The 18,510-nt window shown below is 68.7% G+C and carries 13 protein-coding genes; 8 read left to right on the top strand and 5 right to left on the bottom strand.

The features are described 5' to 3' along the window. Positions 1-112: 112 nt before the first annotated feature. The 5 genes from HRU76_14205 to HRU76_14185 all read right to left on the bottom strand — a co-directional run bounded on the left by HRU76_14205 (position 113) and on the right by HRU76_14185 (position 6,049). Positions 113-901 (bottom strand): hypothetical protein, encoded by a 789-nt coding sequence (locus HRU76_14205; protein QOJ18664.1) that lies wholly within the window; start codon positions 899-901, stop codon positions 113-115. Between the two features lie 831 nt (positions 902-1,732). After that, the gene (locus HRU76_14200; GenBank protein QOJ18663.1) at positions 1,733-2,998 is read right to left on the bottom strand and encodes an NAD-dependent epimerase/dehydratase family protein; all 1,266 of its coding nucleotides are present in this window, start codon (positions 2,996-2,998) and stop codon (positions 1,733-1,735) included. A 260-nt stretch (positions 2,999-3,258) separates the two neighbouring features. Then, positions 3,259-3,945, bottom strand: a complete 687-nt coding sequence (locus tag HRU76_14195; GenBank protein ID QOJ18662.1) for an LUD domain-containing protein — start codon at positions 3,943-3,945, stop codon at positions 3,259-3,261. After that, entirely contained in the window at positions 3,942-5,336 is a 1,395-nt protein-coding gene (locus tag HRU76_14190) for an iron-sulfur cluster-binding protein (GenBank protein ID QOJ18661.1), read from the bottom strand. The genes HRU76_14195 and HRU76_14190 overlap by 4 nt, the downstream gene beginning before the upstream one ends. Then, positions 5,333-6,049, bottom strand: a complete 717-nt coding sequence (locus HRU76_14185) for a (Fe-S)-binding protein (protein ID QOJ19201.1) — start codon at positions 6,047-6,049, stop codon at positions 5,333-5,335. Before HRU76_14185 ends, HRU76_14190 begins: the two co-directional genes overlap by 4 nt. A 98-nt stretch (positions 6,050-6,147) precedes the next feature. Here HRU76_14185 and HRU76_14180 point away from each other — a divergent pair, with 98 nt between their 5' ends. The 8 genes from HRU76_14180 to HRU76_14145 all read left to right on the top strand — a co-directional run bounded on the left by HRU76_14180 (position 6,148) and on the right by HRU76_14145 (position 18,508). Continuing rightward, positions 6,148-7,653 carry a rhamnulokinase gene (locus HRU76_14180; GenBank protein QOJ18660.1) on the top strand — a complete coding sequence of 502 codons (1,506 nt, stop codon included), beginning with the start codon at positions 6,148-6,150 and terminating at the stop codon, positions 7,651-7,653. Continuing rightward, positions 7,650-8,417 carry a class II aldolase/adducin family protein gene (locus tag HRU76_14175; GenBank protein QOJ18659.1) on the top strand — a complete coding sequence of 256 codons (768 nt, stop codon included), beginning with the start codon at positions 7,650-7,652 and terminating at the stop codon, positions 8,415-8,417. Before HRU76_14180 ends, HRU76_14175 begins: the two co-directional genes overlap by 4 nt. Positions 8,418-8,767: 350 nt before the next feature. Continuing rightward, positions 8,768-10,252 carry an amidohydrolase family protein gene (locus HRU76_14170; GenBank protein ID QOJ18658.1) on the top strand — a complete coding sequence of 495 codons (1,485 nt, stop codon included), beginning with the start codon at positions 8,768-8,770 and terminating at the stop codon, positions 10,250-10,252. A gap of 20 nt (positions 10,253-10,272) precedes the next feature. Further along, positions 10,273-11,439, top strand: coding sequence for an amidohydrolase family protein (locus HRU76_14165; protein ID QOJ18657.1), 1,167 nt, complete (start codon positions 10,273-10,275; stop codon positions 11,437-11,439). Then, positions 11,429-12,940: an amidohydrolase family protein gene (locus HRU76_14160; protein ID QOJ18656.1), complete on the top strand. Its 1,512-nt coding sequence runs from the start codon at positions 11,429-11,431 to the stop codon at positions 12,938-12,940. Before HRU76_14165 ends, HRU76_14160 begins: the two co-directional genes overlap by 11 nt. Before the next feature lie 26 nt (positions 12,941-12,966). Further along, complete coding sequence (locus HRU76_14155; protein ID QOJ18655.1) at positions 12,967-14,499, top strand: amidohydrolase family protein; 1,533 nt, start codon at positions 12,967-12,969, stop codon at positions 14,497-14,499. Further along, positions 14,496-17,261 carry an amidohydrolase family protein gene (locus HRU76_14150; GenBank protein ID QOJ18654.1) on the top strand — a complete coding sequence of 922 codons (2,766 nt, stop codon included), beginning with the start codon at positions 14,496-14,498 and terminating at the stop codon, positions 17,259-17,261. The genes HRU76_14155 and HRU76_14150 overlap by 4 nt, the downstream gene beginning before the upstream one ends. Then, complete coding sequence (locus tag HRU76_14145; protein ID QOJ18653.1) at positions 17,258-18,508, top strand: amidohydrolase family protein; 1,251 nt, start codon at positions 17,258-17,260, stop codon at positions 18,506-18,508. Before HRU76_14150 ends, HRU76_14145 begins: the two co-directional genes overlap by 4 nt. The last annotated feature ends 2 nt before the right edge of the window (positions 18,509-18,510 follow it).

The following is an 18,510-nucleotide window of genomic DNA, read 5'->3' as shown; positions in this document are numbered from 1 at the left end:
TGCCACGGCCGTCTCGGCCGTGCGAACTGCGGGAGAGTCCCGCCTGCGGCCGGACCGCACGGCTCACAGAGCCGCGGCGCACCGCAGAACCGTCGCGCCCGCCCGGCGTCTTTCACGCCGCCTGCCGCGACTGCCGCCGCACCGCCATCACCGGCACGCGCAGCGTCGGCTGCAGCGGCGGGGCGGCCGCCTCACGACGGCTGCCCGCGCCCGTGATGATGCTCGACATCGGCAGCCCCCACGGGCCGTGCTCGCCCTTGCGGTTGCACCAGCGGCCGAAGTACGTGGCCGTGCGCCCCGCCTCGCTCACGGGCCACGACACGCGGATCGGCACGCGCGAGAAGTCGCCCACGTGATGCGCGAAGCGCACATCCGGCACGATCCGGTCCGCCACCACCGCGTAGATCTGAATATACGCCGCGCCCCGCGGCTTGCGCCGCGCGCATGGCGCCAGCGTGTCGGCGTACAGGATGATGTGCTCGCCGGGAGCGCCGCCGCCCGGCAGCCGCAGGATCGGCGAGGTCCGCGGAGGCCGAACCGGCGAGCGGTGGGGGTCATCCACGTGCAGCCCCAGCTCGCTCAGCAGCCCCGGACCGATGCCCGCCAGGTTCTTGATCTGCTGCGCGTAGGTCCGCAGCAGCCGCTCCAGCTCCCGCCGCGTGTCGTTCTTGTGACGCACGGCCGTGGTCGTGCGCTTGCTCGGCTGCACCGCCCTCTCGAGGGCCTCGGCGAAGCGCTCCGTCAGCACCCGGATGTGCTCCGCCTTGGCCGGCGAGATGCCCAGCTCCTCGGGGTCATCCTGCACCAGCGCGGCGAAGTTGGCGGCCCAGTCGCGGAACAGGGCATCCTTGCGCGGAATGTAATCGCCGGTCTGCGTGATTGCGATGGGCGCCTGACTCATGCAATGCCTCCGCCCCGTGGCGCGATGAACACGCCGCCGTGAACGATCACCAACGCAGCGCGGCCGCGCGAGGCGCCATCACGACCCAACGCGCGCCGATCAACAGAGAAGGGCGCGCCCCGGCCCGCGCGGCACGGGCCGATGTCAACCGCGATCGGCTCAGCGAGAGCGCGGCTTGAGTGAAATCGGGCGGACATCGCTTCGCGTGCGCCCCCGCGCCCCGCGAGAGGTCACACCTTGCCCGCGTGGGCGCCAACGCGGCCCGCGTGGGACATTCCGCGAAGCCCGTGGGCGCCCCCGGAAACCGCGGGCGCGCCCACGGAAGGCGCGTGGTCACCCGCGCCAGCCGCGTGGTGAAACACTGGAGCCGCGTGTGGCCACTCGAATCAATCTGCCCTGTCGATGCCGTGGTGTCTGGCCGCATTCACGCAGGGCGGCGGCGGGTTGAGCCGGTGCGTGCCAGCATTGGCCGCGTGCCCGGCCGTGGCGGGGCGGTGCGGGGGAGCGCTCGCGTGCCCTTTCGCCGCGATGGACGAGTGCGGTGGAACGATGGCGCGTTCGCAGAGGGAGAGCGTGAACGGAACGACATCCGGTGCGATGCCCGGCATTCCTGGCGGGAGCATCTCGTCCGGATGCTCCGTGGTGCGTGATCGTGCTGGTCGGTGCGGCGGCGGCGCCGGGTGTCGTGGGTGTCGGGATCCGGACCCGGCCGCAGCACCTGCGTGGCGGCAGCGGCTTCTCCACGTGGCACGGCTCGCGGAGCCGCGGTGCGCCACAGGGCGGCATGCCGCGGCTGTCATGCCCAGCGCGTCCGGGCGTGCGGCGCGGCCGTCAGCCGGTTCGCTGCCGCTCGCGCCAGCGTTGCAGCAGTTCCTTCTCGCGCTCGGGTTTCAGCCCGGCGCGGAGTTGCCTGGGGTCGGCCAGGCGGGGGGGCTCTTCGCCCTTGTCGCGTGCTTCCTGGATGATCTGTTCCGTGGCTTCGACGCGGCGGGTCACCTCGCCTGGCCACCACTCGATGAGGGAGCGGTTGATGTCGTCGATGGAGCGGAAGGTCAGCCCGTGCTTGACGGCCCGGGCGTTGCTCCAGGTGTGGAAGCCGGCGTACTGGCCCGCGGGGGGCAGCCAGATGGGCAGGTAGCCGCCCTGCCCGGTGGGATCGGGGTTGGCTTCAAGGAAGTCGGCGGGCACCCACGTCAACTTCGCATCGCTCCTGGAGACGCGGACGGCGGATTCGAGCGCGGCGCCGATGGTGAGCGTCTCGGCGGGGCCGACGGCGTTGAACAGCCCGGTGCTGTTCTTTTCGATCATGTGGACGATCCACTGACCGAGATCACGCACGTCGATGATCTGGATGGGGTCGCTGGGCGCGCCGGGGGCGAGCACTTCGCCGCCCTGCTGCACGCGGACGGGCCAGTAGGTGTAGCGGTCGGTGCCGTCGCCGGGGCCGACGATGTAGCCGGGGCGGATGTTGGTGACGCGGCCGGGCATGGCGGCTTCGGCGGCCTGCTCGCAGAGATGCTTGAGCGCCCCGTAGTAGGCCATGCCGGGGCCCATGTTCTCGACGGTGGGGTCGTCGATGACGGCCACGGGGGCGGTTTCATCGGAGTTGGGCTTGTCGGTGTCGCGGTACGCGCTGACGCTGGAGATGAAGACATACTGCTTGACATTCGGCGCAAGCAGTTCGGCGGAGGCCTTGACCAGGCGCGGGTAGTAGCCGGAGGTATCGACGACGGCGTCCCACTGGCGCCCGGCGAGGGCCTTCAGCCCCTCGCCCTTGTCAGGGTCGCGGTCGCCGCGGAGTTTTTCGACATCCGGGAAGCGGTCGCCCTTGCGGGTTTCGGTGATGCCGCGGTTGAAGGTGGTGATGGTGTGCCCGCGCGACAGGGCGGACTCGATGACGGCGGGGCCGAGGAAACTGGTGCCGCCGAGGATCAGGATGCGCAGCCCGGCGGCGCGGCGGGGTGACGCAAAGAGGGGCGACGCGGCCAGCGCCGGCACGGCGAGCGCGGCGGCGGCGGTCGCGCCGGTGCGCACGAAGTCGCGGCGGGTGAGGCGGGTGGCGGGGTGAGGAGTGGAGCGCGGGGGGCGCGAATTCATGGCCTGATCCTTCTGAGCGGTGCCGCGCGGGGCGAAGTGGTCGCGCGATGCACGGTGTACGGGTGGTGGGTGGTTGGGTTGCAGCGGGGCGGTGGTCGAGGCGTTCGCACGGATCAGTGCGAGCCGCGACCATGATGGAGCTGAAGTTTGAAGTGAGCCGCAACCGTGAGGGAGCGGTCTGGTTACCCGTCCATCGGACCGCTCCCTGACGGTCGCGGCTCGAATTCTCGATCTGGCCAACCACATCGCGTCGGCTGAAGTTACGCGGGTTCGTTCACGACGATGATGGTGAGCCGCTTCGGCCCATGCGCCCCCAGTACGAGAATCCGCTCAATGTCGCCGGTGCGGCTGGGGCCGGTGATGAGCCCGGCCCACGTGGGCGGGTTGTTCTTGTAGGTGCGGGCGAGGTGCTCGTAGCCCGCGGTCAGGTCGGGCAGCAGTTGATCGAGCGTGGCCAGCACGATGTGGTGCGGAGGCAGGACGGAGAGGGCGCGCCCGCCGCACCGGGCCGAGGAGGCCAGCACGCTGCCGGTCTGCGCGATGAGGGCCTCGCACTCGGTGACGCCCGCGTCGCATTGGGCGAGTTCCTCGGCGACGTACGGCTCGCTCGTCCGCAGCACGGGCAGGCCGGCGGAGGCGACGATCGGGTCGGTGAGCTTCCCCGCGTGCGTGGCGAGCCGCTTCCAGTGTTCCTCCTGGGCGAGGCGACGGATGTATGCGGCGGCGGCGGCGAAGTCGTTGGCCTTCACCAGCGAGGCGCGGAGCTGCTGGCAGTGGCGGGCGAAGAGCTGAATCTGGCCCTCACGCGTGGCGGGCACGGGGGGGAGAGCCGAGCGCAACGCAGCCATATCCGGCAGCGGCGCGTCCGGATCGGGAACCCCATGACCGACGGCGGGCTTCGAGAGCGCTCGGCGGATGCGCTGCAGGATGGCGTCGCGGGCGCTCATCCGCGTCTCCCCCACATGGACCGGAATGTCTTCTTCGCAGGATCGGGAAAATCGCGCGTGACGCGCCACGCGCGCAGCGGGTCGAAGCGAGTGCCCCGCAGCGGCTTGCCCAGCACGTGGCCGATGCGGGCGAGGCGCGAGGCGATTCGGTACAGCCGCGGCCGCGTCATCACCAGGGTGAAGAGCTTCATGCCCAGCCGCTCACGGAAGCCCGCGTGCGCTGCGCCAAGGGCGCGGGTGCGCAGCAGGTGATGATGCAGGTCGATGCGGATCGGGCAGGTGGCGGTGCATGCCCCGCACAGCGAGGAGGCGTGGGCGAGATGCCGCCACTCCTGCATGTTGCGCATGTGCGGCGTGATGACCGAGCCGATCGGACCCTGGTACGTGGAGCCATAGGCATGGCCTCCCACGGTGCGGAAGACGGGGCAGACGTTCAGGCACGCGCCGCAGCGGATGCAGCGCAGGGCGTCGCGCTCGACGGGATCGGCCAGCAGGTTGGTGCGGCCGTTGTCGAGCAGGATGACGTGCATCTGCTCCGGCCCGTCCGTCTCGCCCGGGCGGCGCGGACCGGCGATGAGCGAGTTGTAGCCCGTCAGGTGCTGCCCCGTGCCCGCGGCGGCGAGCATGGGCAGGAAGAGCGCGAGATCGCTGACGCGCGGCAGCACCTTCTCGACGCCCACGATGGCGATATGCACGCGCGGCAGGGAGAATGTCAGCCGGGCGTTGCCCTCGTTCTCGGTGATCGAGATCATGCCCGTTTCAGCGATGGCGAAGTTGGCCCCGGTGATCCCCACGTCGGCCTTGAGGAACTTCTCCCGCAGTACGCGGCGGGCGACCATGGTGAGCGCCTCAGGGTGGGTGCCGGCGCGCTCGCCGAGGCGGTCCTCGAAGGTCCGGCCGATCTCGTCACGCCGCAGGTGCATCGCGGGGAAGACGAAGTGCGAGGCGCTCTCCCGGCGCAGCTGGACGATGAAGTCGCCCAGGTCGGACTCAATCACCTCGAAGCCCTTGCGCTCGAGGAGTTCGTTGAGGTGAATCTCCTCCGAGGTCATGGTCTTGCTCTTGACGATGACCTTGGCGTGCAACTTGTTGAGCAGCCCGAGGATGTAGTCCTGCGCGGCGTGGGCGTCCTCGGCCCAGAAGACGGTTGCGCCGCGGGCTTCCAGTTTCGAGGCGAACTGCGACAGGTGTTCATCAAGGTGCTCGACGGCGTGCCACTTGATGTGCGAGGCAAGAGTGCGCGCGGCTTCGTGGTCGGCGAAACGAGACTCCGTGCCGCGGCGGACCTCGGCGTAGCCGTTCAGCGACTGGCGCACGAACGCGCGGCGGTCGCGGTCGGCGGCCTGGTCGGCGGCGAAGGCGTTGAACTGGGGCAGGTTGATGGTCTTCATGTGCGGGCCAGGACCTCCGCCAGGTGAAGACACCGGATGCCCGCCATGCGCCGTGATGACAGCCCGCCGATCTGCATGAGGCACGTGGGATCGGCGGCGACGACGAACTCGGCCCTGGTGGCGCGGGCGGACTCGACCTTGACTTCCGCCATGGCCGTTGACGCCGCACCGAAGTTGATGGAGAACGCGCCGCCGAAGCCGCAGCAGGTCTGGGCCTCGTCCATCTCGACCAGTTCGAGCCCCTTGACGGACTTCAGCAGGGCGCGCGGCTGATCGCGGATGCCCAGTTCACGCAGCCCGTGGCAGCCGTCGTGGAACGTGACGCGGTGATGAAAACTGGCGCCCACATCCGTGACATGCAGTTGGTCCACGAGGAACTGGGAGAACTCGAAGGTGCGCGACGCGATGGACTTCGCCTCCCCGGCTCGCGGCGTTCCGTCGAAGAGTTCGGGGTAGAACGCTCGCACCATCGCGGCACAGGAACCAGAAGGAGCGACGATGGCCTCCGAGCCGCGAAACACCTTGAGGAAGTGCTCGCCCACGGCCCGCGCCTGGTCGCGGAAGCCGGATGACCACGCCGGCTGGCCGCAGCACGTCTGGCCGGAAGGGAACCGGACGACGTGCCCCAGCCGGGCGAGAACAGCGGCGACGTTCATCCCCACCTGCGGGAAGAACTGGTCCACGTGGCACGGAATGAAGAGCGAAACGTTCAGGGCGACCCCTCCACTCGACGCACGCCTCCGGCGCGGGACTGGCGTGGAACGTGTTATCCGGGTTATCGTGGTGATTGTCAACACCAGAGCCGTGACGCATGCCCGCAGCCGCCCACATTGCGATTGATCTTGGCGCCGAGTCCGGACGTGTCGTCGTCGGCGTGCTGGAGGATGGACGCGTCACGGTGACGGAGGCGCATCGGTTTGAAACGCCGTCCATCACGTCGCCCGGAGGCGTCCACTGGGATGTGCCGGGGATGTGGCGTTCGATCCTCGAGGGGCTGTCACGGTCAGCGGCGTGGGCGCATGAGCGTGGGGTCGTCGTTCGATCGGTCGGCGTGGATACGTGGGGCGTCGATTTCGCGCTGATCGACCGTGCGGGTGAACTGCTGGGCTTGCCGCACTGCTACCGTGATCCGCGGCATCGGGAGGCGTTCGATCGCGTGAGTCACGCGCTGAACGTCGATGACATCTACCGCACGACCGGCGCGCAGCCGATGGCGATCAACTCGCTGTTTCAGCTGGAGGGGCTGAGCCGCCGCGCGCCGGAGATGCTGGAACGGGCGGATCGTCTGCTCTTCATGCCTGACCTGTTCCACCATCTGCTGGCGGATCGGGCGGGCAAGCCGTCGCTCAACGAGGCCACCATCGCTTCGACGAGCCAGATGGTGGACCCGGTGACCGGCGCGTGGGCTCTGGAACTGCTTGATCAACTGCGGCTGCCTCGGCACATGCTGGGAGAGATCGCGCCGCCCGGCACGGTGGTGGGACCGCTTCACCGTGAGATTGTCGAGCGCACGAATCTGCCGCGCGACGTGCTGGTGGTGATGCCGGCCGGGCATGACACGGCGTGCGCCGTGGCCGCGGCGCCGGCGCCCGCCGGGGTGACCGCCTGGGCGTATCTGTCCAGCGGTACGTGGTCACTGCTGGGCGTGGAGCGGAACTCGCCCCTTCTTTCGGGCCAGGCGCGTGCGGCGGGATTCACGAACGAACGAGGCGTCGGGACTGGTCGACGCCGGGAAGACGCCATTCGCTTCCATCGCAATCTGGTCGGGCTCTGGCTGGTGCAGGAGTGCCGACGACAGTGGGAGCGCGAGGGTCGTCACTTCGCGTACGACCAGTTGACCCGCCTGGCGGAGGAGGCGGCGCCGTTTCACGCCCTGATCGACATCAATGAACCGGCGCTGTTTGAGCCGGGAGACATGCCAGGGCGGATCGCGGAACTCGCCCGGTCGAGCGGACAGCCCACGCCGCGCACGCCCGGAGAGGTCGTTCGCACCTGCCTGGCGTCGCTGGCGCGGGAGTACCGGCGAACGGTGGATCAGGTCGAATCACTGACCGGCGAACGGATCGACGTCATCCATCTTGTCGGCGGCGGGGGACGCAATCGCCTGCTCAACCAGATGACGGCGGAAGCACTGGGGCGACCCGTTGTCGTCGGTCCGCACGAGGCGACGGCGGTGGGGAACATCCTGGTTCAGGCGATGGCGATGGGCGAAGTGTCCGGCTTGGCGGATGTGCGTCACATGGTGGCACGCTCGTTCGATCCCATCACGTACCATCCCCGCGAGGTCAAGCCCGCGCCTGGAGAGCCATCGGCATGAATGAAGACCGTCTCGTTCAACTCGTCCGACTCGCCAACCGCCTGGGCGACCCGGCGCTGGACTATGCGATTCTCGGCGAAGGCAACGTCTCGGCGCGGGTGGATGAGCGAACGTTTCTGGTGACGGTCAGCGGGGCGGAACTTCGTTCGGCGACGGAACGTTCCTTTGTTGAAGTGGCGTTCGATCACGTCCTTTCGCTGCTGTCGGAAGGACCGATGGACGACGAGTCGATCCGACGCCGGCTCGCGAAGGCGAAGGTGGATGGCGGGCCGGAGCCGCGCCCCTCGGTTGAGACGCTCATGCACGCGGTGTTGCTGTCCATGCCCGGCGTGAACTTCGTCGGGCACACGCACCCGACCGCGATCAACGCGATCATCTGTTCTCACGGGTTTGAGCAAGCCCTCGCCGGGCGGCTCTTCCCGGACGAGATCGTCCTGTGCGGACCTCGTCCGCTGCTGGTGCCGTATGTTGATCCGGGTGTCCCTCTGGCCAGGGAGATTCACACCCGACTGCGGGAGTTCATCCGCAGCCACGGAGAGCCGCCGAAGTCGGTGTATCTTCAGAATCACGGGTTCATCGCGCTGGGCGGGACAGAGACGCAGGTGGCGCAGACGACCGCGATGGCGGTCAAGGCGGCTCGGATTCTGGCGGGCACGCATGTCCTTGGCGGGCCGCGGTTTCTCTCCGACAAGGCGGTTGCTCGCATCCACACAAGGCCCGACGAGCATTACCGGCAGCAGGTGCTGGACGCTATGGGTGGATGATGGATGAAGGGTGAGAGGATGGGGGGATGGCGGCTTGCGAGGACGCCGGGGCAACGACGTATCAAGCCGCCGGAGCGTTACGGATGAGCTGGCTGGGTCGAGCAGCCAGAGCCCGTGCGTGTGATGCTCTTGCCCATCTTCACTTCGGATTGATCCAGCGCAGGCGGCATCTTCGGAATTGATTTGCCGACTCCCATCGAGCGCGGGTACAACGTTTTGACGATGTGCCCGTATAACCCGCGGCCTCCGTGGCACGGGGGTTGTCGCCGTCTGGCGACGTATCCGACGACGGAGCGCGGATCGGGATCGATGGAACGAGCAGGTTCTGGATGGGAGTGCGAACAATCATCATGAAGAATCGCCATCACTCGCGGCGGCATCTTGTCGCCGGGCTGCGGGGCATGGTCGCGGCGGCGATTGCCTCGGTGGCTGGCACGGTTGGGGCGCAGCTGTTCCGTCCCCAGACGGTGGCCATTGAGAACGTCCGCATCGTGGTGGGCGACGGGACGGTCATCGAGCGTGGAACAGTCGTCATCCGCGACGGGCGGCTGGTTGCTGTTGGTTCGAGCGTGGCCGTGCCGGATCGGGCGGCACGGGTGGACGGCTCGGGCAAGACGGTCACGCCCGGCCTGATCGACGCGCTTGGTTCGCTGGGCAGCAATGCGTCGGGCGGAAGCGACGGCATGCACTTCGCCGCCGACGCCTTTGATCGGTTCGACACGCGGGCCATTCGCTCCGCGCTGTCACAGGGGGTGACGACGGTCTATCTCCCCGCGCGGGGAGAACGGGGCGTCACGGGCGTGGGGGCGGTGGTGCGCTTCACGCCGGGACCGGATGACACCTTCGGCGAAGTCGCCGTCGAGCACGCCGCCCTGTGCGTGAACATGGGCTCCGGGGCGTCAGCCCTGCAACGGCTGCAGATGCTTGACGCCCTGCGCAAGCGGCTCAAGGCGGCCAGAACCTATCGCGAATCCCTGGAGACGTACGAGTCCGAACTCGAGGACTACGAGAAGAAGATCAAGGAGCGTGCCGCCAACCCCGCTCAGGCCGGCGGCCCGGGTGGCTCGACCGGGGCGGGCGGAACGGGCGGCGGAAGTGGACAAGGCGGTTCGGGCGTCATGCAGGATCCACCCCGTCCGCCGGGAGGCGGGGGTCCGCCCGGCGCTGGTCCGCGAGGCGGTCAACCCGGCGGCGGACAGGCCGGTACAGGCGCTCAGGGGGGAAATGAGGAACTCAGAAAGCCCCAGAAGCCGCGCCGCGACGCCGGCGCCGAAATGATTCTCAAGGCCATCGATCGCGAGATGCCCGTCCGCGTGTACGCGACCCGGCAGGAGGACATCCTCAACGCCATCGAGCTGGCGCAGGAGTTCAACCTGCGGCTGATTATCGAGGGCGCCGCGGAAGCCGACCTGGTCGCCGCCGCGATTGACAACGCCGGCGCCAGCGTGGTGTTCGATCACGCGGCCTCGCGCGATCGAACGGCCGATGGACTGGGCGATCGCCTGAGCCGGGCGGCGGCATCCGCGGCCCACCAGGGGCTGTCGTGGTATCTCGGCAGCGGGCGCGACGCGGGGTCCGCCGGACGATTCCTGCTGGCGATGGCCCAGCACGCCGCCAACGCCGCCGGGCACGCCGACGCGATTTCCCTGCTCACGGGCGCCGCGGCGGACCTGCTGGAACTCGGGGAGCGCACGGGTCGCCTGACGCCCGGGCGCGAAGCCGACCTCGTGCTGTGGAGCGGCGACCCGCTCGACCCGTCATCGAAGGTGGAACTGGTCTACATCAACGGCTCGATCGCGTGGCGTCAGCCGGCGGCGAAGGAGGGCTCGTCGTGACGCGATGGCTGAAACAAAGGATGAGTCGTTCGGTCGCCGTGACGATCCTGGCGTGCGCCACGATCGGCGCGACAGCGCAGGAGCAGACGCTCATCGTTGGCCGCGCCGTCATGCCCGACGGCTCGCTGCGCGACAACGTGGCGGTGACGATCCGCGACGGGCGCATGACGCGCGTCGCCGACGGGGCGGGCGTGCGCGACGGTGCGAACGTGGTTCGTCGTCCCGATCTGGTGCTCTCGCCGGGACTGATCGCCCTGGATTCATCGCTGGGCGTGCCTGACCTGGGCGAGGAGCGGCGCACGGTGATCGATGCCGATTTCTTCCCCGTCGCCGGCTGGGCCGCCGATTCCCCCGCGCTGGTCCGGGCGCTGCGCGAGGGCGTCACCGCCGTCATGGTGACGCCACGACCCAGCAACGTGGTGAGCGGCATGGCTTCGACGGTTCGCACCTGGTCGGCAAGCGCCGCGCCTGACGTGCTCAAGCAGGATGGGGCGCTGTCGCTGGTGCTGGCGAACAGCGCCTACAGCGTGGCACGGGAGCCGTCATCTCGCGCCGGCGCCATGGCGATGCTGCGCCGACTGCTGGTCTCGGCCCGTGAGGGCGGCGACGACGCTCCGGCTCGGCTGCGCGAACTCGCCGGGGGGCGTCTCCCGGCGCTCGTCCGCTGCGAAACCGGCGCGGATGTGGCGGCGGCGGTGTCGCTGCTGGGCACGTACCGGACGCCGACCACCGTCATCCACACCCAGGAGATGCGGGACGCGGCGGAGCATCTCGCCGGCTCAGGCATGTCCTGCGTCGTCGGACCGTATTCCTATGAGATGGGCGACGTGATCCTGTCGGGCGCCCGCCGACTCGCGGAGGCGAAGGTGAACCTGGCGTTCTCCGGCGCGGCGGCGGCGGATGACCCCGGCTCGATCCGCCGTTCCGCCTGGCTGGCGGTCCGCAACGGGCTGGACGCCGCGACGGCGCGAAAGGCGCTGACCGTCAACGCCGCCGCGATCGCGGGTGTGTCGGATCGCCTGGGGAGCATTGCGGAGGGGAAGGAAGCGGACTTCGTCCTGTTTTCAGGCGATCCGCTGCGTCCGGATGCTCGCGTGATGGAGGTGTGGGTCGGCGGGCGGCGCGTGTACGCCGCCTCTCACGCACACCATGAGGACAAGGTGATCGGAGCGACCCATGAGAACTAGAGGACTTGCGGCTGTCGGCGTTCGACGTTCGATGGTGGGCGGCGGGGTGCTGGCCGCTCTGTGCCTGTCGGGCTCCCCGTGCGCCGAGGCGCAGGATCTGGTGATTCGCGCCGGACGAGTCCACACCGCCACGGGCGAGGTGATTGAGAAGGGCGTGGTGATCGTTCGCGACGGGGTGATCCAGCAGGTCGGACGCGACCTGCCGGTTCCCGCCGGGGCGCGGGTGATTGACGCGCCCGATGGCTCGGTGACCCCCGGATTGATCGACGCCAACGCGCTGCTGGAGCCGTCGGACGCGGTTTCGTCGCCGGAGAATCGTCGCGGCATCTTTCAGTACATCTACCACAGCAACACGCACGGCGGCGCACTCATCTGCCTGCTCTGCGACGGCTATGCGTCGTGCGCCTTCGCCGACTCGCACGATGACATCGAGCCGGGCGACGTGTGCCCGATCTGCGGGCTGACGAACGCGGATGATCCTTCACTCTTCGCCTCGGGTCTGGCCGGGTTCGGTACGACGACCGAAGCGTCGTCCGAAGTGGTGCCGCACACCTTCGTGGCGGATGCTCTCAACCTGCGCTCGCCTGACTTCGATCGACTGGTGCGCGGGGGGGTCACGACGGTCTTCGCGGCGCCGGACACGGCGGCGGTCATCGGTCCGCGCGGGGCGATTGTGCGCACCGCCGGTCCGTTGGCGCAGCGCGTGGTGAACGACGCCGGGCCGGTGCAGGCCACCATCAGCGCCGACACCTACCGCGTGGGAGGCGGCAACGGCACGCCGTCGCGGTTCAGCGTCACGGCCCGCACGCGGCGGCCCAACTCACGCATGGGGCTGGGCTTCGTCTTCCGCAAGGCCTTCCATGACGCGGAGCTGCTGGCCTCCGGCGGCAAGCCCGACGGGGCCGATACCGCCAGCAACGAGGCGCTGGAAGTCGTCACCAAGGTGCGCGAGGGCGAGATTCCGCTTCGCATTCTGGCCCGCACGCAGCGCGACATTCTCACCGGCATCCGGCTGGCCGAGGAGTTCGGCTTCACCTTCACGCTCGTCGAGGCCACCGAGGCGTATCGCTGCCTCGATGACCTGGCCAGCCGCGACATGAAAGTCATCTACGGGCCGATCTATGACCAGCCCAGCGGCGCTCGAGCCCGCACGCCCGAAACACGCGAGGCGAAACTGTCCGCCATCCGGCAGTTGCTGGATGCGGGCGTCGAGACGGCGATTACCGCCCAGGATCTCCGCGAGGAGGATGGTCTGGCCCGCCAGGCGATGTACGCCATCCGCGCCGGTCTGACGACCGAAGAGGCCCTGCAGGCGGTGACGCGCACGCCCGCCCGCATCCTCGGCATCGCGGACAGCGTGGGCACCATCGAAAAGGGCAAGCGGGCCGACCTGGTGGTCTGGAGCGGAGCGCCGTTCGAGGCCACTTCTTCGCCGATCCAGGTCATTGTGGGAGGCGAGGTCGCGTGGTCCGGTGCAACCCAGGCAAGGAGCGGCCAGTGATCAGCGCACGGATGCAGGAGGAGAGCATGATGAGTCGGTTCAAACGGGTCGGCTGGCGGACGATCGTCTGCGTCACGACGCTCCTGGCGGCGGGGGCCCACGCCGCACCGCCTGACAAGGTGGCCCTCACCGGCGGACGCATCATCCCCGTCGTGGGCGAGGAGATCGAGTCGGGCGTGATCCTGATCGATCGCGGCCGCATCGTCGCCATCGGCAAGGGCATCGAGATCCCCTATGACTACATGGAAGTGGACGTGTCGGGCAAGGTGCTCATGCCCGGCATGATCAACCCGCACGACGCGCGCGGCATGGACGTGCAGAACGAGCAACTGCCCGTGGCGCCGTTCCTGGACGTCTATGACGCCATCGACCCCTCGCGGGCCTTCTTCGAGGATTCACTGCGCGACGGCGTGACCACGGTTCACGCCATTCAGGCCAACAACACCGTGATCGGCGCCGTCAGCCGCGCGCTGCGGCCAATCGGCCTGACCATTGACGAGATGACGGTGGCGCCCGACGTGGCGCTGAAGATGTCCATCACGCCCCGCTCCGGCTTCGACCCGATGCGGCAGATGGCGACCTTCCGGGAAACGTGGTTCGAACTGGACGACTACCTCACGCGGCTGGCGGAGACGAAGTACGAGGAGTCGCTCAAGAAGGACAACAAGCCGCTTGACGTGACGCCCGCCGTGGCGGCGGAGCGCGGCAGACCGATGCTGCGCGACGAGGATTACGACGACGCCCACCGGAATCTGGTCCGGCTCCGCCGCGGCGACCTGGGCGCGTGGATCTGGTGCGGCAACCCCAACGACGTGGCGCCGGCCATCCGCATGGCGAAGGAGCAGGGGTTCCTCGACAGGACCGTTCTCGTTCTGGGCGTGACCGGGTATCGCGCCATGAGCGAACTGAAGTCCGCGGGCCGTCCCGTGGTGCTGGATGAAAACCTCTACCACCGCGACCGTGATCCGGAGACCGGCGAGATCACCGAAGTGTTTGTACCGTCGAAGATTCATGAAGCCGGTCTGCTCTTCGCGCTGCAGACAAACCCCTCCGGCTCCATGGCCGAGCGGTATCTGAACTACCAGGCCGCCCTGTGCGTGCGCAACGGCATTCCACGCGACGTGGCGCTCAAGGCCATTACGCTCAATCCCGCCAGGATGATGGGACTGGACAGCCGACTTGGTTCGCTCGAAGTCGGCAAGACGGCCAACATCGTGGTGATGAGCGGCGACCCGCTGGACTTCAACTCGTGGGTCGAACTGGTTTACATCGACGGCATCCTGGCCTATGACCGCGCCCGTGACCCGCGCCTCAGGAAACTGCTGGAAGTGGAGCAGAAGGCGAAGGAAGCCGCCGAAGCCGCCAAGCCCAGGAACGAAGCCGCGACGCCGCCAGGTCAACCGGCGAGTGAGGCGCGTCCCGGCGGTGCGGGAGGCGGGGAAGGACGTCCCGGCGGGCGACCGGGCCGCCCCGGCTCAGGAGATGGCGGTCAGGGTGGTGGCGGCGGCGACCCCGCCGGCAACGACGCCAGCGCCAACCACGCAGGGGGAACACGATGAGACGATGCGCCGCTGTGATCCTGGCGGTCGCATTGGCGACCTCGGCGTCATTCGGCGCCTCGGCGGGCGAGCACGATTCATTCGTGCTGCGCGCGGGGCGCATTCTTCCGGTCGCCAAGGGGTTGCCGGAGGTCATCGAAAATGGCGTGATCGTGGTGCGCGACGGGCGAATCGTCGCCATCGGGTCGGACGTTCCGATTCCGCCAGATCTGCGCGTCATCGACCTGCCCGACGCGGTGGTCGCACCCGGGCTGGTCGCCGCCTCCGGTGATTGGGCGGGAACGCACGCCGGCGATGAAGCCGTGTCCGGCGCGTACCACGCGGTGGATTCGTTCGATCGATATGGCGATTACCGCGACATCCTGGCGACCGGAGTCACCACCATCCATGTCAACCCCGGCTGGCACCGTCTGGTGGCGGGGCGCGGCGCGGTGGTGCGGCTGGGGGGGTATCACGATGAGCGTGTGCTGTCCTCGGCATCCGACCTGACGATCAACCTGGTGGCGGACGCACTCGGCCCGCCCGATCTGCAGACGTTCCTGATTCCCCCGTCCGGCGACCGGGGCGTCACGCCGCAGCAGCCGCAGCGGCCCTTCTCGCGCGCCGGTCAGTTGCTGGCGATCCGCGAGGCCCTGGCGGCAGCGGAATCGAAGGAAGGGCGAGGCAACGTTCACCTGTCGATGTTCCGCGAGGCGTGGAATCAGCAGAGCCCCCTGCGCATCCACGCACAGCGCGCCGAGGACGTCATCAATGCGGCGGCCTTTCTCAGCGGACAGAAACGAACCGGCTACATCGTCGGTGGAATTGAAGCGGCGCAGGCGGCGTCCCAGCTGGCCGCCACGGGCACGCGGCTCGTCTATACGATCGACGCCCCGCTCCGCTCCACGCAGTCAAACCTTGGCAACGACCCATTCGCACTGGCGGGCGATGACCGCAACCTCGCGCGGCTTGCCGGCGTCACCTTCGCCCTCGGGTTGTCGCCAGATCTGCCCGTGACCGATCTTCGCCTGGCCGGCGCTGCGGCGCGACGGTCCGGTCTGAGTGAACAGCAGGTGCTGGCCTCGCTGACGCGCATTCCCGCCGAGATTCTGGGCGTGGGCGACCGCGTCGGTTCGCTGGCGGTGGGGCTCGAGGCGGACCTGGTGGCGTACACCGGGCACCCGCTGGAGGTCACATCCCACGTCGAGCGCGTCTACACGCGGGGGAAACTTGTCTACAAGCGCACGCCTCCGCCTGCGATGGTGGTGCGCGGCGGAACCATCTGGCTCGGTCCCGACAACTGGCTCAGGGATGGCGCTGTGCTCGTGGAGGATGGTCGTATCACCGCGGTGGGGAAGCGCGTGCCGCACCCGGTGGGGGCGAGGGTGATCGACGCCGGTCCGGACGGGTTCATTGCTCCCGGCATGATCGATGCGTTCGGCCACCTGGGGCTTGAGGGCGACCGCGGCGCGCTGCCCGCCAACCTGTCGCTCACGCCGCTGGTCGGTGCTCCCACGTTGGAGGCGACGCGCGTCGCCAAGGCCGGCGTCACCACGGTGGTGACCGCACCATACGCTTTTGACAACAACGGCTCGCAGGTGGCGGCGATCCGCACCTACGGCGAAGGTCGGCAGGACCGCATCGTGGCGCCCACGGCGGGCGTGGTGCTGAGCGTGCGCGGCAGCGACGCCAAGGCCATTCCCGGTCGGCTCAACGGCCGCATCACCGCCGCTAAACGCTACCTTGAAACGTGGCAGAAGTACGAGAAGGATCTGGCCGAGTGGGAGCAGAAGCGCGCCAGCGGGCAGATGCCTGCGGCGACCCGGCCCGCCGAGGAAGTGGTGACGCAGACGCCCAGCGTCGATCCTGTCTCGGGCACATGGCAGGCGCGGGTGTTCGGCGGTCCGTTGCCACGGGAGTTCGAGGGCAAGGTGGCGTTCCGACTGACCGGCGCGAACGTCGAAGCCCGCATCATCGATCCCGTGCCCCCGACAGAGGTGCGCATCATCGGCACGCTGGAAGGCACGAAACTGCGCGGCACCATCGAGGCCGATACGGGCGGCATGGGCACGCCTCAGTGGCAGGCCGACCTGGTTGAGCCGGATGTGATGCGCGGCACGATCTCCGTGCAGATGTTCAGCGTCAACTTCGAGGCCCGACGAGTGGATAAGGGTCCGGTGGAGTTCCGCGTGGAGCGCGTGCGCCGCGCCACCGCCGGCAGGGACGGCCGACCGCTGCCCCCCGCGGTGGATGAAGCCCTCGAGCCGTGGAAGGCGGTGCTGGAAAAGAAGATGCCGGTGATCGTGGACGCCGGCACCACGCAGGAGATTGACGCCGTGCTCGACGTGCTGTGCGACGAACACGGTCTGGCGGTGGTCCTGCGCGGCGCGGAAAACGCCGCCCGCCAGCATGAGCGGCTGGTCGCCAAGGGCGTCGGGGTGATCGCGCCGACGCAGGTTGTTCGGCAGGAGAGCAACCGCCCATATCACCAGCCGCACGAACTGAACCGACTGGGCATTCCCGTGGCGTTTCAGAGCGACGCCGAGGATGGGGCGCGTCTGCTGCCGCGCCTGGGGCTGTACGCGGTGGAGCAGGGCATGAGCGCGGAGGCGGCGCTGGCGTCGTTGACGATTGACGCCGCGCGAATGTTCAAACTCGATCACCGCATCGGCTCCATCGCCGCGGGGCGCGACGCCGACCTGGTGATCTACACCGGCCATCCGTTCGACGCGGCCAGCCGGGTGAAGCACGTCATCGTGGGCGGAAAGGAGTTGACGCCATGAAGCGCGTGGCTGGATGGATGTCGTGGACGGCGGGAGGCGCGTTGTTCGCCGCAGCGGTCTGCGCCGCCGCGCACGCGTCGGACGTCACCGTCTACCGTGTGGGCAAGGTCGTCACGATGGACGACAAGGACACGGTCATCAACAACGCCGTGGTGGTGGTCAGGGGTGGAAAGATCGAGCAGGTGACCAAGGCGGCCGGTTTCACGACGCCTCAGGGCGCCGCGGTCATCGAAATGCCGGACTGCTGGCTGGTTCCCGGCCTGGTGGAGGGCCACAACCACATCGCCGCCGACAGTGGCGACCTGCACGACTACGTGTACCTGACCAACCCGGGGCTGCGCACACTGGATGCGGTGGACACCGAGAACGAGAACATCAAGCGCGCCAGGGCAGGCGGCGTGACCACCGCGCTGCTCATCCCCGGCAGCGGCACGAACATGAGCGGCTTCGGCACGCTGGTCAAATTCACCGGCGGTCGAACGGACGAGTCTGTGCTCAAGTACCCCGGCTCGATCAAGATCGCCCAGGCCGGCAACCCGGAGCGCTACTGGTGGGGCGTGGGCCGCGCCATGATGAACTACAACACCCGCCAGACCCTGGAGGCGGCCAAACGCTACCACGAGGCGTGGGAGGCGTTCGAGAAGGGTGAAACCACGGTCAAGCCCGCCATCAACACCGCCTATGACGACTTTCGCGGGCTGTTCCGCCAGGAGTTCATCGCCTCCGTCCACACGCAGCAGTACCAGGTGGTGCTCACGACGATCGACATGCTGGCGAGAAAGCTCGGCATCAAGACCGTGCTCGACCACAGCGAGTTCGACGGCTGGAAGACGACGCCATTCCTGCTGGAGACCGGCAACGTCGAGACCATTACCGGCCCCCGCGTGTACCACTACGACCGCACGCAGCGCCGTCTGTTCGGTCTCATCGCACAGTGGTGGAAGTCGGGCGTGAAGCACGTCGGCGTGAATACCGACTCTCCCGTCATCCCGCAGGAGGAGCTGTCGTACCAGGCGGCCATGGGATGCTGGTACGGGTGGCTGCCCTACAACGCGCTGCGGGGCGTGACGCGCACCAACTCCATCGCGCTGATGGTCGATGACCGGGTCGGCTCGATCGAGCCGGGCAAGGACGCTGATTTCGGCATCTGGAGCGGCGACCCGATCGACCCCCGATCCACCTGCTGGATCACGGTCATCAACGGCAGGATCGTTCACGACTCGCGCGGAGCCATCCGCCGGTTCTGAGA

It is taken from the genome of Phycisphaeraceae bacterium, from assembly GCA_015709595.1.
Taxonomy (GTDB): domain Bacteria; phylum Planctomycetota; class Phycisphaerae; order Phycisphaerales; family SM1A02; genus CAADGA01.
Note: the sequence above shows the minus strand (reverse complement) of the source record. Positions and strands in the feature narration are given on the sequence as shown.

What these genes read in the sequence shown, in the direction of transcription:
- HRU76_14205 (QOJ18664.1), bottom strand. Translation starts at nt 901, where the DNA reads ATGAGTCAGGCGCCCATCGCAATCACGCAGACCGGCGATTACATTCCG.
- HRU76_14200 (QOJ18663.1), bottom strand. Translation starts at nt 2,998, where the DNA reads ATGAATTCGCGCCCCCCGCGCTCCACTCCTCACCCCGCCACCCGCCTC.
- HRU76_14195 (QOJ18662.1), bottom strand. Translation starts at nt 3,945, where the DNA reads ATGAGCGCCCGCGACGCCATCCTGCAGCGCATCCGCCGAGCGCTCTCG.
- HRU76_14190 (QOJ18661.1), bottom strand. Translation starts at nt 5,336, where the DNA reads ATGAAGACCATCAACCTGCCCCAGTTCAACGCCTTCGCCGCCGACCAG.
- HRU76_14180 (QOJ18660.1), top strand. Translation starts at nt 6,148, where the DNA reads ATGCCCGCAGCCGCCCACATTGCGATTGATCTTGGCGCCGAGTCCGGA.
- HRU76_14175 (QOJ18659.1), top strand. Translation starts at nt 7,650, where the DNA reads ATGAATGAAGACCGTCTCGTTCAACTCGTCCGACTCGCCAACCGCCTG.
- HRU76_14170 (QOJ18658.1), top strand. Translation starts at nt 8,768, where the DNA reads ATGAAGAATCGCCATCACTCGCGGCGGCATCTTGTCGCCGGGCTGCGG.
- HRU76_14165 (QOJ18657.1), top strand. Translation starts at nt 10,273, where the DNA reads ATGAGTCGTTCGGTCGCCGTGACGATCCTGGCGTGCGCCACGATCGGC.
- HRU76_14160 (QOJ18656.1), top strand. Translation starts at nt 11,429, where the DNA reads ATGAGAACTAGAGGACTTGCGGCTGTCGGCGTTCGACGTTCGATGGTG.
- HRU76_14155 (QOJ18655.1), top strand. Translation starts at nt 12,967, where the DNA reads ATGATGAGTCGGTTCAAACGGGTCGGCTGGCGGACGATCGTCTGCGTC.
- HRU76_14150 (QOJ18654.1), top strand. Translation starts at nt 14,496, where the DNA reads ATGAGACGATGCGCCGCTGTGATCCTGGCGGTCGCATTGGCGACCTCG.
- HRU76_14145 (QOJ18653.1), top strand. Translation starts at nt 17,258, where the DNA reads ATGAAGCGCGTGGCTGGATGGATGTCGTGGACGGCGGGAGGCGCGTTG.